Here is a 14,973-nt window from a genome sequence, read left to right on the forward strand (position 1 = left end):
GAGCGATATCTCGTTATGAATTGCAAAAAGGAGTTGAAACAAAGTTTCAACTCCTTCACTCTAGCGAGAGGGGGACTTGAACCCTCGACACCACGGGTATGAACCGTGTGCTCTAGCCAGCTGAGCTATCTCGCCTTAAACAGAATGCCATAGTCTTGGCTACTGTCTTAAAAAAATCCGACCCAGGCTGCGTATAAAACGCAGACCGGACCGAAGAATGGGGCCTACAGGGCTCGAACCTGTGACCCTCTGCTTGTAAGGCAGATGCTCTCCCAGCTGAGCTAAGACCCCGTAGTCGCGTGAATCGCGACCAGTAAATGATACTAAAACGGAAAGACTTTGTCAATAAAAATTTTATTTTTTATTCCTTTAAAAATAGTATTTTTAGACCTAAATTTTCTTGAATTAAGTCTCAACTTTACTTCTCTTTATTCTTCTTCCAAAACAGCTTCCCGATTATCTCGATTTACAATCTGCTTATTGATGACTTCTGCGCCTACATATTTAGAGAGCAGTTTGGCAAGTTCCTCTAAAGCCTCTTTTAATTCTCCGACACGTCCGGGTTCAACACACTCCATGGCAATAAACTCTTTCGTCGTGTCATCGTTTACTTCGGTACGTTTTCCGTCACGCCAGTTCCAACAGCGGCAGATTACACCCTCATCATCGTAATAGGCAATCTCTCCGGGGAGTGGAGGCTCCGGCTTATCCGAGCCGATTGGCCAAAAATCCTCTCCACCCTGCATTAGTCCTAAACGCAGGTCTCCACAAAAAGCATCCATATTTTCAGCACCAATGGGAAAGGCGTGTTTCAAGGAAATGGCATTCGTAATATCCACTGTGGGAGCAATACTTCCTACCGGATTTCCCTTTAAAACTCTCTTTAATAGAGCCTCTAATGAGCACCGTGCTCCCTTCTTTGTAGGGAATTTGGAATAGGCCTCTCTCCAGGCTTTCACCACCTCATTTTCGGAAATGGTTTCATTCGTCAAAAAGCGCTTGGCGCCCTCATTGGCATCCTCTAGGAGAGTCTTGATTTCTCCGGCAGTGATTTCATCCAATACGGCCGCTTCCTGTACATTCTTTACAGTTAGCACGGCAATACTGGCCTCCGGGAAAATACGCCAAAAGTCATCTTCTACAATAAACTTCTTCATCTACTCTCCTTTCTAAAATCCATGCTCCAAACTAAAAGTTCTATCCCTAAAAGCTTCTTATTCTAAACTCTTCAGATACTCTTCCACAAAAGCCTTATACTTCGGAACCTGTGCGCCCACAATCGGTCTTCCCACTATTTTTCCTTCTTTATTGATGAAATAGGTTGTCGGAACTCCTACTACATTGGAAAGAAGGGGAACAAAGTCTACACCGGGAATGATGTTCGTAAACTCCCCGGAGGACTGCTCCATAATCTTCTTTGCTAAGGCAATATGCTCATCATCCGATTCTCCGGAAATATCCGCTACCAATCCGACGATTTGCACGTTTTCGGGCATTTCCTTCGCCCACGCGGCGAGCTCGGGCATCTCATTAATACAGGGTCCGCAGAAGGTTCCCCAGACATTTAAAACGGTCAGATCCTTATCCGCAAAGATGGAACTGTCAATGTCCTCTTTATCCAGATTCTTTGCAGTAAAAGTTAAACTGTCATCGGAAACCGCAAATTTACTGTCATCCGCTGTATTTTCTGTCTTCGCGCCTTCCTTCTCGGTAGCAGCTTCTCCTGCCACAGCGCTTGTTCCCTCCGTCTTCGTTTCTTTAGTTTCCTTCCCGGCACCGGCGGAGTTTCCACAAGCGGAAAGCAGGGTTAAGGCAGCAAGTGCTGCCGGAAGCATCCATTTTCTAAAAACCAACATTCTTATTCCCTTTCTTTTCTGCATTTTTCATTGGAGAACAGTTTTTTCTCCGGATTAGCTCCTACTAAGATAAGTTTTAAATCCTCTTTTAACAAGAACTTTTGTATTAAAATTCAGAAAACAAGACTAAAGATTCTATAATCCATTTTCCAGAAGAGCGGAGTAGATCTCCTCTACACAAGCGGATACACTCTTTCCGTCTCCTTCCAAAATATAGTCCGCAACCTCTTCATAGTAGGCGCTACGCTTCCGCATCATTTCCCCAATTTCGTTGACATTCATCTTTCCCTGTAACAGAGGACGGACGTTCTTCCCCTCTGCAAGGCGCTTTAAGACTGTCTCCGGACTTACCTTGATATAAATGCTGAAGAAATGCTCCTTTAAAACCTTTCTGTTTTCCTCTCTTAAGACGACGCCTCCGCCGGGTGAAAGAACGTGCTCTTTCCCGGATAAAGAACGAAGAAGTTTGGCTTCTTCTCTCCGAAAACGTTCTTCTCCAAACTTCCGAAAAAACTCTTCAATTCGCATAGCGAATTTTTCTTCCAGAAGTTGATCCATCTCATAAGCCTGCCAGCCGCAGCGCTCCGCTATTTTGGGCGCCAAGGTGGATTTTCCGCTCCCCATAAATCCCAGTAACGCAAGGCCTTTTTTCCCGGATAGTTTCTTACTGACTTCCATGTAGTCTTCTATCCCCCATTGTCCCGGTGCGGAAGCGGAGAAAACCTGTACAAAGCTGTGTGAGGAACCGGATAAATCATGGAGGACTCGGCTAGCCTTCCCGAGCTCTCCCATCGACATGGAAATGAGTTCCCTTTTCGGATTTCTATCCTTCCATCTCCTCCCGGCGAGCATAAGATTCAATACGTCTTCCTTGGAGCGCGGCATTAAGGCGATTTTCACAATATCCGTAGAATAGGAAGAAAGCTGATTCAGAATTTCCTCGCATTCCCTCAGTCCGGGAGTTTTCTCAAAGTCGTGGTAGGAGGCAATCACCTTCCCTCCCAGCCCCTGTACCATGGCGATACATTCCTTCCAAGAGCCTCTTCCCTCCTCTCCGGTTTCCACCTCGAGATCGATATAGTCCGGAACACGACTTTCCATGGCTAAAATGTTCGCCTGAAAATAGCTCTTTCCAAAGGGGAATGCACCACCCTGTCGATTTGTCCGTATCGTAAAAATAAGTTTTTTCTTTCCGATGATTTCCCTGCTCTTCCGCAGAAAATCCGAAAGCGGCTCTACGTGCCTCTCCAGAAGATCGTAGCGAAGCTCCACCGCATAGATATGGGGAAAATACGGATTTTCTTTCAGGGCCTGTAAAGTTTCCAAACACTCTTCTTCCGTTTTTCCCTGAATCGGTACAATCATGCCCATTTCCTGTTCTCCTCTTAGTTCTTCTTGTTTCTATGGCTTTTCCTTCCGTCGGATTCCTTTTTTATGATTTTCCCCCTTACTTTCCTGCCTTAGGGCTCATTTCTCCAGAGCGCATGTTTTCGGCTGTAAAAATACAAAAAAGGCTTCTCCAGCATTCTCTTCAGTACGATGTGAAAATATTTTTCCTTCCCCATCGGATACACAAGGACTGTGGGAACCCCTGCCTTATTCCCTCCCAGGATATCGGTGAAAATCTGATCTCCGAAAAAAAGACAGCGCTCTTTTTGTAAGGAAAATTCCCGTACGGCATTAAGATAGGCTTTCACACCGGGTTTTCCCGCCTTTTCCTGATAATAATCCGCGCCGATTGCTTCCGCAAAGCGCTTCACCCTTTCTTTTCCGTTGTTGGAGAGAATGGCCGTTTTAAAACCGATTTTCTTAAGTCTTGCAAACAGTTCCACGGTTTCCGGAAGAGCAGGCTCGTCATGGTAGACCAGGGTGTTATCAATGTCAAAGAAAAGAGCGCGATATCCTTCCTCATAGAGCCTTTCAAAGTCCAGGGTGTAGACGGAGCGCACGGAGTACGTCGGGAAAAAGGCGTTCTTCCGCTCCTCCGTTTTCTCTACCGCTTCTTTCATAGTTTCTCGTCTCCCTTACTGCGACTGGTCAGGAGCTTTCCGATTTCCTCCATAAAGGTATTGATATCCTTAAACTCTCGGTATACGGAGGCAAAACGCACATAAGCAACCTGGTCCAGATTTCTTAAGCGCTCCATCACCATCTCCCCAATTTCCTCCGTACTGACCTCTTTGCTGTCATGTTTGAAAATATTGTTCTCAATATCATCCACGAGTTCGGAAATCTGCTGCGGAGAAATCGGTCTTTTGTGGCAGGAGCGTAAGATGCCGCCCTCCAGCTTTGCGCGGTCATACGGCACACGACTCTGGTCTTTCTTTACCACCATAAAGGGAAGCGTCTCCGTCTTTTCAAAAGTTGTAAAACGTTTTCCGCAGATTTCACATTGTCTGCGCCTCCTGATTGCCGTATTTTCATCCGCAGGTCTGGAATCGATTACGCGGGTATCTTCCGCATTACAAAAGGGACACTTCATGATTCCTCTTCCTCCTTATAGTCTGTATACCGTTTTCTGGCCTCTTCAAAGCTCAATTCTTCCTTCGGTTCTTCTTCGGATTCTTTCTTCGGTTCTTCCTTTGGGACTTCTCGAGGTTCTGTCTCCGCTATCTCTTTGGATGCCTCTTGCGATGTCTCTTCCGGTACTGCTTTATCCTCTGCCTCAACTACCGCTTGAACTACTTCTTTGGATTCTTCCTCAACTGCCGTCTTCGGTTCTTCTTCAATTTCCTCTGCAACTGCCACCTGGGGCTCTACCTCCGCTTCGGGCTTCGGCTCCGCTTCGGATTCCGGCGCTCCCGCCTTCCGTTCTTCCTCAGCTATCAATCCGGGCTCTTCTTCGCGCTCTTCCTGTGCTTCGGGTTGCACTTCGCTTCTCTCCTGTTCCATCTTTTTCTTGGAGAGAATATCTTGGTAGAAGGCAGCCTGTACCAGAATATAGTAGGGACTTAAGAAGAGCAGGAAAAAAAACATCAGAAAAAAGCCGGGCAGGATGGAATTTTCCAAGATATAGCCCCACATTTCGGCAAGAACATTGGCTATCAGCCTCAAGCCCAGAAAGTACAAAACATGCCGAAAGAAACGAGCACGCTCCGGCTTCATCCATTCCGCACTTTTCTTCATCGCATCAATGAGTCCCATTGACTTTGTTTCCAGAAGAAGAAAGGGTGTGCATAAAAAGAACATTAAAAAGACGCCAATCACTACATTGAAAAAGACTTCCTCCAGCATACTGAGAATCGAGTTATTGGCAGAACTTCCGAAAAGGAAAAACGTCAAAAGAGAAAAGAGCCAGGGGATTGCGGTATAGAGTAAACTATAGGCCAAAATGCGAATTTGCATCGGATAATTTTCCGGACGCAGGGTATAAAAGATATCGAATGGACTCAGTTTCTGCCCCCGTATGCTTTTTAAAGCCATATACAGGATGGAAAAGGAGGTGATAATCAGATACATCACCAGCACAAATCCCAGAAGGGCAAGCAATATTCCCGAAATACTCAGACTGATTCCTCTCCTTAACTCTTCTATACCGGGCAAAAAGCTGGTCAGTAAAAAAGGACTAAGGACAAAAGAAAAGCCCATTGCCAAGGCGATATAGACGGAAAAAAGAAGCACAAAAGCAGCCAAAACAGTAGGCCAAAACTTTCTCCATCTCTCTCTGGCAAATCTTCTCAAGTCTTTGTTTTTCATCATTTCTTATCCCTTCCTTATAAAACACGATTGCATACAGAAGAGGAGCCACGAAATGAAAGGAAGTATCCTACCCCATACAATAAGGATAGGATACCCTTTCTTTTGTCGCAACTCCTGCTCTCGGATTAGCTTAAGGGAACCACTCCGCCCTCATACTTTTTATTGATAAAATCCTGGATTTCCTTGGAGGTCAAAACTTCCACCAAGGTCTTTGCCCATGCCGCATCCTTATTCTTCTCGGCAACGGCAATGATGTTGGCATAAGTCTGTGCCGCTTCGGAGTCGGACTTCTCGGCTGCCAATGCTTCACTCGGCTTATAGTTCGCCTGGATAGCAAAGTTTCCGTTCATGCAGGCAAAATCCACAGAATCCAAGGAACGGGGAATCTGCGCAGCCTCAACCTCGTAGATTTCCACATTGTGCGGGTTCTCTACAATATCCTGCTTGGTTGCCGTAAGACCTGCGCCGTCCTTCAGCTTAATGATGCCGTTTGCCTCCAAAAGGAGAAGCGCTCTTGCCTCATTGGTGGTATCGTTCGGAACTGCAATCTTTGCGCCGTCCTGAATATTTTTCAGATCCTTGGACTTTCCTGCATAGATTCCGAAAGGCTCATAGTGAATCTTTCCTACAGAAACAACATGGGTGTTGTTTTCCTTATTGAAATCATCCAGATACGGCTGATGCTGGAAATAGTTTGCATCAATCTGTCCTTCATCCGTAGCAATGTTCGGCTGAACGTAATCGTTATAGGTTACGATTTCAATCTCCACGCCCTTCTTCTTTAAAGCGTCCTTTGCCGCTTCCAAGATCTCCGCATGGGGACTCGGCGTCGCACCGATCTTAATCTTTACGGTCTCTCCGGACGCTGCAGCCGCTTCTGTGGCCTTCTCGCTCTCAGCCGCCTTTTCGTTCTCCGTTGCCTTCTCACTTCCGGCTTCCGTCTCTTTCTTGGTCTCGGTCTTTGTATCCGCCTTCTGTCCCCCGCAAGCCGCTAAGGAAACAACAGCCAAACCAAGTAATAACGCTGCTATTCTTTTTCTCATAATTTCTCCTTTTCTACTTTGAAAACTCTCCCTACTCTCTTATGAAAATTTTCCAAGCTTGTCGCACCGCGGGAAGCATTCCCGTGGCAGGTTTCTATGCTAAAGAGAGAAAAGCTTTATACCCTTCTTCTCTTATCGCTGTATTTTGCAAGACGCATCCAAAACTCCTGGATAATCTGCACGATGATAATGAGTACTAAAACCGCAATAATCATGATGTCCGTCTTGTAACGGTAATAGCCGTAGTTTAAAGCAATGGCACCAAGCCCGCCTCCGCCTACAAATCCCGCCATGGCGGAATAGGACAAAATCGACGTGATGCAGATTGCCGCTCCGATATAAAGACTCGGCTTTGCTTCAGGAAGATAGACTTTCCAGATGATCTGCAGTCTGCTGGCTCCCATCGAGCGTGCCGCCTCAATCACTCCCGCATCCACTTCCTTTAAAGAAGATTCCACCATTCTGGCAATATAAGGTGCAGCTGCAAAAACGAGTGGCGGAATGATTGCATTCGGTCCGAGTGTGGTATGCACAAGAAACTTTGTAATCGGCAACACCATGACCAGAAGAATCAGGAAGGGAATCGTTCGAAAGATATTGGTGAGAAATCCCAGAACAGCGTGTACCGGCTTTATCGGATAAAGCCCGCCGTCTTCCGTGACAATCAAGATGACGCCCAAGGGAATGCCGATAAGATAGGAAATCAAGGTAGAAACTCCCACCATATAAAGCGTTGCCATCGTTTCCGTTTGAAACATGGGAATTAATTCTTTTATACTCATCTATCCATGCACCTCCTCAAAGGGGATTCCTCTTTCCTTCATAAATTCCGTAACATGCAGGATATCCTCCAGATTTTCCGGAAGTTCAATTACCATCTGTCCTACTGCCATACCGTCCACTTCTTTGGTATTGGCAAAGAGGATATTCACCGGAGTATGCAAAGCAAGAATCAGCTCCGAAAGAATCGGATCATGTGCATTTTTTCCGTCAAATACGATACGAAAACGCTTTCCGCTTCCGAAGAAGGCTTCTCTTTCTCCTTCTCCCAGGATAAGTCGCTTTCCGATTTCCGTCTTCGGCGAACGGAAAATCTCCTTTACCGGCCCGTGCTCGGCTATTTTACTGTGATCAATGATGGCCACCTCATCGCAAATCGACTCAATCACGCTCATCTGGTGCGTGATGATAATGATGGTAACCCCCATCTCCTCATTGATTTGTTTCAGAAGTTCGAGAATCTGCTCCGTGGTTTTCGGATCGAGTGCGGAAGTTGCTTCATCGCAGAGCAGTACCTCCGGATTCGTGGCCAGGGCTCTCGCAATCGCAACTCTTTGCTTCTGTCCTCCGGAAAGCTGGGAAGGGTAACTCTTTTCTCTTCCCTCCAGACCGACAAGTTTCAAAAGCTCCTCGGCTCTTGCAATTCTCTTCTTTTTTCGTGCACCGCCCTGCAATATTTTTTGGAAAATACTGCCCTTTTCCGCAATTTCCAGGGGAAAGCAAACGTTCTCGAGAAGATTCCTCTGCTCGAGGAGATTAAACTGCTGGAAAATCATCCCCATGTTTTGCCGCATGGCGAGAATTTCCTTCTCCTTCATCGTGCTTAAGCTCTTCCCTTTAAACAGAATCTGTCCGCTACTCGGTCTTTCCAGAAAATTGATGCAGCGCACCAAAGTGGACTTTCCTGCACCGGAAAGCCCTATGATTCCGTGAATCTGCCCTTTTTTAATATCTAAATGAATGTCTTCCAGAGCGGTAAAGTCTCCGGAAGCGGTCCGAAATACTTTTCCCAGGCCTCTTATAGAGATAATATTTTCTTCCATTCTACTCCTTCGGATAAAATCCGAATCCTTCATTTTTCTATTTTACTGACAAAGTGCGAGAATAGACTCCGCATAAATCTCAGCCGCAAGAAGCAGGTCCTTTACCTTAATCCACTCATCCGCGCCATGCATATGGGTATCCACTCCCGGAAGAATGGCACCAAAAGCGACTCCGTTCTCCACATGATGTACATAGGTACCGCCTCCGATAGCAAGGCACTCCCCTTTTTCTCCCGTCACCTTTTCATAGCAGGAAAGGAGAGCCTTGATAAAGTCGGAATCCTTCGGAACATGGTGTGGCGGAACCATTCCCTCCGTCTCAAAGATAAAGCCCTTTTCTTCTACGGTTTTTCTCGCCATGTCTTCACAATTTTCCTTTGTTCCGCAGATAGGAATACGGCTGTCGTAAATAAAGTGCATTTCCTTTTCCCCTACCTCGAAGATATCCAAGGTACAGGTAAGCTCTCCGCTTTCTTCATCCTGCAGCTTGGTGCCGATTCCGGAACCGTCCGTTACCCCGTAAGGGAAAAGGGCGAGTACCGCTTCAAAGGCTTTTCTGTCTTCCGCACCGAGGGAAGGAAGCTTCACTGCAAAGGATAAAGCCGCAAGCCCCGCATTCTTTCCGAGATGCGGCGTGGACGCATGCGCGCCTACACCGATTACGGTCACGGTATTTCCGGATCTTTGAATCTGTACACTGCATTCCTTTTCAACTGCAAGTTTTGCCGCATTAAATTCTTCATCCGACAAATTCTTAAATTCCATTACCGCCTTCTGGGGAACGGCATTTACCGCAACACCGGCTTTCATGGAAAGTAAAGAACCCTCTACTGTTCTATTCTTTCTTAAAGTACCGTGCATGGCGCCTTTTTCAATATTGATAATCGGGAATTCCGCATCCGGCGTGAAGCTCATCTCTCCCGCCTTCTCTCTCTTATAGTAATACTCGAGGTCGGCAGATCCGGTTTCCTCATTGGTTCCCATGATAAGCCGAACGCCCTTCTTCAGAGAATACCCCAGCTCCTTTACGGCACGCATAGCATACAGCGCCGCAAGTACCGGTCCCTTATCATCACTGACTCCCCTTCCGTAAATGATGCCGTCCTTTACAAGCGGCTCAAAAGGTCCGGTCACCTCCCAGCCCTCTCCTGCAGGCACGACGTCGAGATGTCCGAGAATATCCAAGCTATGGGGCAGTTCCGGAGAAAAGTCGGCCGTTCCGACATAATTGTCCCAGTTCTTGGTATGGAAACCGTAGCGGTCACAAATTTTTAAACCCGCGTCCAAAGCGTCCTTCGGTCCCTCTCCGAAGGGAAGGTCACCTCTCGTCTCTCCTCTTACGGAATTAATCCGTACCAGTGCGGATAAATCCTGTACAAACTCTTCTTCATGCTCGAGGAGCCAGTTTTTAATCGTCTTTTCCATAGCTTTGCCTTTCTTTCCGAAATGGTTCGTATGAACCATTCCAATCTTAGTTCTTGGAAAATTCCGTTAAATGTAAGTCCTTATTCCGATCCAGCACCATACCTATGGACCAGGGATGGGCGAAAAGAAGCAGAGGTCTGTCCTTTAAATCCTTTACTAGCTTCATATCGGAAGTACCGGAAATTTCGTTCACTGCAATTTCCGTATAATTTTCAATCCAACGAATATGCTCATAAGGAAGCATATCCAGTCGAACTTCTACATTGTATTCATTTTTCAGTCTATAGGTCAAGACTTCGAATTGGAGGCTTCCTACTACACCTACAATAATTTCCTCCATACCGGTATTGTATTCCTGGAAAATCTGAATGGCACCCTCCTGCGCAATCTGGGATACTCCCTTTAAGAATTGCTTTCTCTTCATGGTGTCAATCTGCCTTACTCTTGCAAAATGCTCCGGTGCAAAGGTCGGAATGCCTTCATAGACAAATTTCTTTCCGGAGAGCTCCAGCGTATCTCCGATAGAGAAAATGCCCGGATCAAAAATGCCGATAATGTCTCCCGCATAAGCCTTTTCCACAATTTTTCTTTCATCCGCCATCATCTGGGTAGGCTGAGAAAGCTTCACCTTTCTGTTGCCCTGGATATGGTTCACTTCCATTCCGGCATCAAACTCACCGGAGCAGATCCGCATGAAAGCCACTCTGTCTCTGTGCTTCGGATCCATATTGGCTTGAATCTTAAAGACAAAGGCGGAAAATGCTTCCTCCACCGGATCGATGAATCCCTGGTCGGACATTCTCGGAAGCGGGGACTTCGTCATTTTCAGGAAATGCTGTAAGAAGGTTTCTACACCGAAGTTGGTAAGAGCCGATCCGAAGAAAACGGGAGTCAGAAGTCCGGCATCCACCTTCTCTTCATCAAAGCCTTCCGCAGCGCCTTCCAAGAGCTCCAAGTCGTCCTGTAGCTTATCAAAGTATTCTTTTCCGATTACTTCTTCTAATTTAGGATCATCTTTGGAATAGACTTCCTTTTCCACTTCTTTCTTTCCGCCGCCGGCTGCATGGAATAGATCCACTTCTTCTTTTTCCCGGTCAAAAACGCCCTTAAAGTTGTGCCCGCAACCGATAGGCCAGTTAATCGGGCAGGTACGGATGCCCAGTACCTCCTCAATCTCGTCCAAGAGTTCATATGGGTCTCTTGCTTCACGGTCAAACTTATTGATGAAGGTGAAAATGGGGATATGGCGCATCACGCAAACCTTAAAAAGCTTAATAGTCTGCGGCTCCACACCCTTTGCTCCGTCAATGACCATGACTGCGCTGTCTGCCGCCATCAAGGTTCTGTAGGTATCCTCCGAGAAATCCTGGTGTCCCGGCGTATCCAGAATATTGATACATCTTCCGTCATAGTTAAACTGCAAAACGGAAGAGGTAACGGAAATACCTCTCTCCTTCTCGATTTCCATCCAGTCGGAAACCGCGTGTTTTGCCGATTTTCTTCCCTTTACAGTTCCTGCAAGATTAATTGCCCCTCCATAGAGAAGAAATTTCTCCGTCAAGGTTGTCTTTCCCGCGTCGGGGTGAGAAATAATCGCAAAGGTCCTTCTCTTTTCTATTTCTTCTCTTAAGTTTGCCATGTGCCTCCTAAAACTTCTTTGTATTCTTCTTATGCGACTTTGTATTCTTCTTAATTAAATCTTAAAGTAAATCATTCAAGTCGTTAAAAATCATCCTATAATCAAGGAAACGAGAAAAATACGCAAAGCGAACTTTCCCCGTCTTAAGAAAAGGCTATGCCCTTAGGACATAGCCTAGTATTCATAACGAGTATCGTGCGCGAAGCGTGCGATATCTCGTTTACTTTTATTTTCTACGTAAAAAATCAGGAATTTCAAGGCCCGCTTCTCTTCCTATTCTGGGCTTACTCTGTACCTGCGGTTCCACTGTTTCCGCTGTTCTTAAAGACGGATTCTCCATCGGAACCTCCGGTCTTTCTCCCAAAGTCGGAGTGGAAAGACGCGGATTATTCAAAAAACTCGGAGTGGTAAAGCCCGGCTGTACAGGACTTACATTGCTGTGCAATCCCGCTTGCGGCTTAAACTCGGGAGCTGCCTTCACAGCTTCCGCACTCTTCTTCTCTTTGATGCCGGTTGCAATTACGGTAATGGAAACCTCATCCTGCGCATCTTCATTGTACATGGCGCCGAAGATGATGTTGGCATTCTCTCCTACCAGCTCTTCCACATAGGAAGCTGCATCATTTGCTTCAATCAGGCTAATGTCTCCGGAGATATTGATGATAACATCCGTAGCACCTTCGATGGTACTCTCCAAAAGCGGAGAAGAAATGGCAGTCTTCACAGCTTCAATAGCCTTGTCATCACCCTTTGCTCTACCGATACCCACATGGGCAACACCCTTGTCCTTCATGACCGCGGAAACATCCGCAAAGTCCAGGTTAATCAATCCGGGCACGTTAATCAAATCCGTAATTCCCTGAACGGACTGTTGCAGAACTTCGTCCGCCTTCTTCAAAGCATCAGGAAGAGAAGTTTTCTTCTCTACAATTTCAAGCAATCTGTCGTTCGGAATCACAATTAAAGTGTCTACCACGGTTCCTTTAAAGCATCAATTCCGGAAAGGGCGTTCTTCATTCTCTGCTTTGCTTCAAAACGGAAAGGCTTCGTCACCACGCCTACGGTAAGAATCCCCATATCCTTCGCAATCTTGGCAATAACAGGTGCGGCACCGGTTCCGGTCCCTCCACCCATACCGCAGGTTACGAAAACCATGTCGGCTCCCTGCAGAGCAGCTGTAATCTCTTCCGCGCTCTCTTCCGCCGCCTTGGTGCCGATCTCCGGCTTTCCGCCGCAGCCCAAGCCCTTTGTCAGCTTCTCTCCAATGGGCATGGAACTGGCAGCCTTACTGGACTGCAAGGCCTGTTTATCTGTATTCACCCCAATGAACTCAACGCCGACAATGCCCTCGTCCACCATTCGGTTTACTGCGTTATTTCCTGCGCCGCCAACACCGACAACGATAATTTTTGCCGCTGCTTCAGACTCGGGAAGCTGGATTTCTATCATGTCTTCCTCCTTAAAATCTATGATGCACTCCTAAAAGGACCCATTCTTTCATTTAACCTAACTATATCATTATAAGAATTTTAGAATATTTGTAAAGGGGGACTGTGCAAATTTGCTCCCCCTCCTACTTCTCTTCCTTAAAGACATAGGCTTCCTTCTCTTTTCTGCCCCGGTACTTGCTGAGGTCCAATGTTCCTTTCCTCCCTGCTAAAGCCGGAAGGATATCCTTTAAACTCATCAGCTTCTGTTCCATGTCCTCATGGTCGCCTAAAAGCACCTTGATTTCCCCGATGTAAAGCGTTGCTGTGGAGGAAGCGCTGTAATCAATATGGTCACACTCTATTTTTTCCTGCCTCAGTGCAGAACTTAAATTTAATATATCCTGAAAAATGGCTTTATTTTCTACGGGAAGCGCCTTATACAAACTCACCTTGGAAAAGCTCAGTCCCGTAATCTTCGGAATGCCGGGTAACTTTTTCTGCGTAGACTCCACCACAACACCGTCTCCGTCAAAGTAGAGATTGCTGGACATATACTCTACGTAGCCTACCATATTTTTCTCATATACAATAATTTCCAGAGAAAAAGGACTCTTCCAGTGCAACTCATATTTTTCTATAAACGGCAGGCTCTTATGCGGCCTGATTCGGTCTTCCACAAAGGCATAGAGACTATTGTAATCCAGGTCCTTCGACAGAATCATATTGACCAGCTCTTCCTTGGTGTACTGCTCATTTCCTATGACATTGATTTCATGCACTCTTGTACTTAAAAACAACATAATGAGGAGCAGAAACAACAATAAGATTCCGTATAGGCTGAGTTCCTTCTTCTTTTTTCTTTCCCGACTCTCTTTTCTGTCCCGCATCTCTACTCTCCTTTTTCCATATCCAGAGTAGTCTGCCAGGATACATTCAGGCAAATTCCGATTTCCGCAAGAAGAATGACCAGTGAGGTTCCTCCGTAGCTGATAAACGGCAGTGTAATTCCCGTATTGGGAATCGCATTTGTGGCTACCGCAATATTTAAGATTGCCTGCAAAGCAATATGGGCCATTACCCCGATTACGAGGAAAGAGCCGAAAAGATCCTTGGCATTTTTCGCGATTTCATAGAGTCGGAACAGAATCAAAGCATAAACCAGCATCAGTCCGACCGCCCCCACCAATCCGAGTTCCTCACAGATGATGGTGAAAATCATATCATTTTGCGCCTCCGGCATAAGAAACTTCTGAATGCTTTCTCCCAGCCCCTTTCCGAAAAGCCCTCCGGAAGCAATGGCATAAAGCCCCTGTCTGGTTTGATAGGTATCATCCGGAAAAGATACCGGATCCTTCCAGGCAAGAATTCTTGTAATCTGATAGTCATGCAGTATCTTTACCTTTTGTAAAAAAATTGCCAACGGATAGGCGCCAAGATAAGCCAAAAGCCCGAGCAGAAACAGTGCAGCATGATAGCGATAGGATTTTACCGCCACGAAAAGCATGAATACGGCTATTCCGACAATAATCATTCCCGTGGAAAGGTTCGTAAACGCCACTACTGCTGCCGGAATCAGCGCATAGAGTAAGGTTCGAAAAATATCCCGTAATGAATTGATGCGATACCCCTTATCGGTGAGTAAGGTTGCCAGAACGATAATTACAGCCGGTTTCATTGCTTCGGAAGGCTGAAACTGCATCCCGAAAAGACGAATCCATCGGTGTGATCCGTGGGAAGCTACCCCCATTACAAAAGTCGCCAGTAAGGCGCCCCAAGCCAGAACATACAAAATCAGATTCAACTTAGAAAACCAATGGTAATCAAAAAAGCGGGAAATAAGGAGCATCAGCAAAAAACCGGCTATGGCAAAGCTCCCTTGTCTGGTGAGATAATACATATCTCCCAAATCACTTTTAGCCGCCATATAGCCCGAAGCGGAATACAACATCAAAAGACCGAAAAGAGTAATGGAAAAGACCATTACCACCAAGGAAAAATCATAAAAATGCTTGACCTTCTTTTTTTTCGCCACTATTCTTCCCTTTCCTTTTCTACCGC

At 46.1% G+C, this 14,973-nt stretch carries 13 protein-coding genes, 2 tRNA genes and 1 pseudogene; all 16 read right to left on the reverse strand.

Annotation, left to right across the window (positions count from 1 at the left end):
- Positions 1-61: 61 nt before the first annotated feature.
- Positions 62-135: transfer RNA gene (locus HMPREF9624_RS05320), tRNA-Met, on the reverse strand.
- Between the two features lie 83 nt (positions 136-218).
- Positions 219-291: transfer RNA gene (locus tag HMPREF9624_RS05325), tRNA-Val, on the reverse strand.
- A 137-nt stretch (positions 292-428) separates the two neighbouring features.
- Complete coding sequence (locus HMPREF9624_RS05330; RefSeq protein ID WP_009536861.1) at positions 429-1,157, reverse strand: B3/B4 domain-containing protein; 729 nt, start codon at positions 1,155-1,157, stop codon at positions 429-431.
- 57 nt (positions 1,158-1,214) lie between these two features.
- Positions 1,215-1,856 carry a TlpA family protein disulfide reductase gene (locus HMPREF9624_RS05335; protein ID WP_009536862.1) on the reverse strand — a complete coding sequence of 214 codons (642 nt, stop codon included), beginning with the start codon at positions 1,854-1,856 and terminating at the stop codon, positions 1,215-1,217.
- Positions 1,857-1,991: 135 nt separating this feature from the next.
- Positions 1,992-3,227: a type I 3-dehydroquinate dehydratase gene (gene aroD / locus HMPREF9624_RS05340; protein WP_009536863.1), complete on the reverse strand. Its 1,236-nt coding sequence runs from the start codon at positions 3,225-3,227 to the stop codon at positions 1,992-1,994.
- 89 nt (positions 3,228-3,316) lie between these two features.
- On the reverse strand, positions 3,317-3,865 hold the full coding sequence (locus HMPREF9624_RS05345) for a YqeG family HAD IIIA-type phosphatase (RefSeq protein WP_009536864.1): 549 nt from the start codon (positions 3,863-3,865) through the stop codon (positions 3,317-3,319).
- Positions 3,862-4,338, reverse strand: coding sequence for a transcriptional regulator NrdR (gene nrdR, locus HMPREF9624_RS05350; protein WP_009428680.1), 477 nt, complete (start codon positions 4,336-4,338; stop codon positions 3,862-3,864). Before nrdR ends, HMPREF9624_RS05345 begins: the two co-directional genes overlap by 4 nt.
- Entirely contained in the window at positions 4,335-5,555 is a 1,221-nt protein-coding gene (locus HMPREF9624_RS05355) for a DUF975 family protein (RefSeq protein ID WP_009536865.1), read from the reverse strand. Before HMPREF9624_RS05355 ends, nrdR begins: the two co-directional genes overlap by 4 nt.
- 125 nt (positions 5,556-5,680) lie before the next feature.
- The gene (locus tag HMPREF9624_RS05360; RefSeq protein WP_009536866.1) at positions 5,681-6,598 is read right to left on the reverse strand and encodes a MetQ/NlpA family ABC transporter substrate-binding protein; all 918 of its coding nucleotides are present in this window, start codon (positions 6,596-6,598) and stop codon (positions 5,681-5,683) included.
- A 116-nt stretch (positions 6,599-6,714) separates the two neighbouring features.
- Positions 6,715-7,380 (reverse strand): methionine ABC transporter permease, encoded by a 666-nt coding sequence (locus tag HMPREF9624_RS05365; RefSeq protein ID WP_009536867.1) that lies wholly within the window; start codon positions 7,378-7,380, stop codon positions 6,715-6,717.
- On the reverse strand, positions 7,381-8,421 hold the full coding sequence (locus tag HMPREF9624_RS05370) for a methionine ABC transporter ATP-binding protein (RefSeq protein ID WP_009536868.1): 1,041 nt from the start codon (positions 8,419-8,421) through the stop codon (positions 7,381-7,383).
- 42 nt (positions 8,422-8,463) lie between these two features.
- Positions 8,464-9,846 carry a Sapep family Mn(2+)-dependent dipeptidase gene (locus HMPREF9624_RS05375; protein ID WP_009536869.1) on the reverse strand — a complete coding sequence of 461 codons (1,383 nt, stop codon included), beginning with the start codon at positions 9,844-9,846 and terminating at the stop codon, positions 8,464-8,466.
- Positions 9,847-9,892: 46 nt separating this feature from the next.
- Positions 9,893-11,485: a peptide chain release factor 3 gene (locus HMPREF9624_RS05380; protein ID WP_009536870.1), complete on the reverse strand. Its 1,593-nt coding sequence runs from the start codon at positions 11,483-11,485 to the stop codon at positions 9,893-9,895.
- A gap of 226 nt (positions 11,486-11,711) precedes the next feature.
- Positions 11,712-12,934 (reverse strand): annotated as a pseudogene (gene ftsZ, locus HMPREF9624_RS12275) (cell division protein FtsZ).
- 124 nt (positions 12,935-13,058) lie between these two features.
- Complete coding sequence (locus tag HMPREF9624_RS05390; protein WP_009536873.1) at positions 13,059-13,802, reverse strand: cell division protein FtsQ/DivIB; 744 nt, start codon at positions 13,800-13,802, stop codon at positions 13,059-13,061.
- 2 nt (positions 13,803-13,804) lie between these two features.
- A complete protein-coding gene (locus HMPREF9624_RS05395) occupies positions 13,805-14,947 on the reverse strand; it encodes an FtsW/RodA/SpoVE family cell cycle protein (protein ID WP_009536874.1) in 1,143 nt (380 codons plus the stop codon).
- Positions 14,948-14,973: the final 26 nt, after the last annotated feature.

Origin of the sequence: Oribacterium asaccharolyticum ACB7 (assembly GCF_000238075.1) — a bacterium.
Classification (GTDB): domain Bacteria; phylum Bacillota; class Clostridia; order Lachnospirales; family Lachnospiraceae; genus Oribacterium; species Oribacterium asaccharolyticum.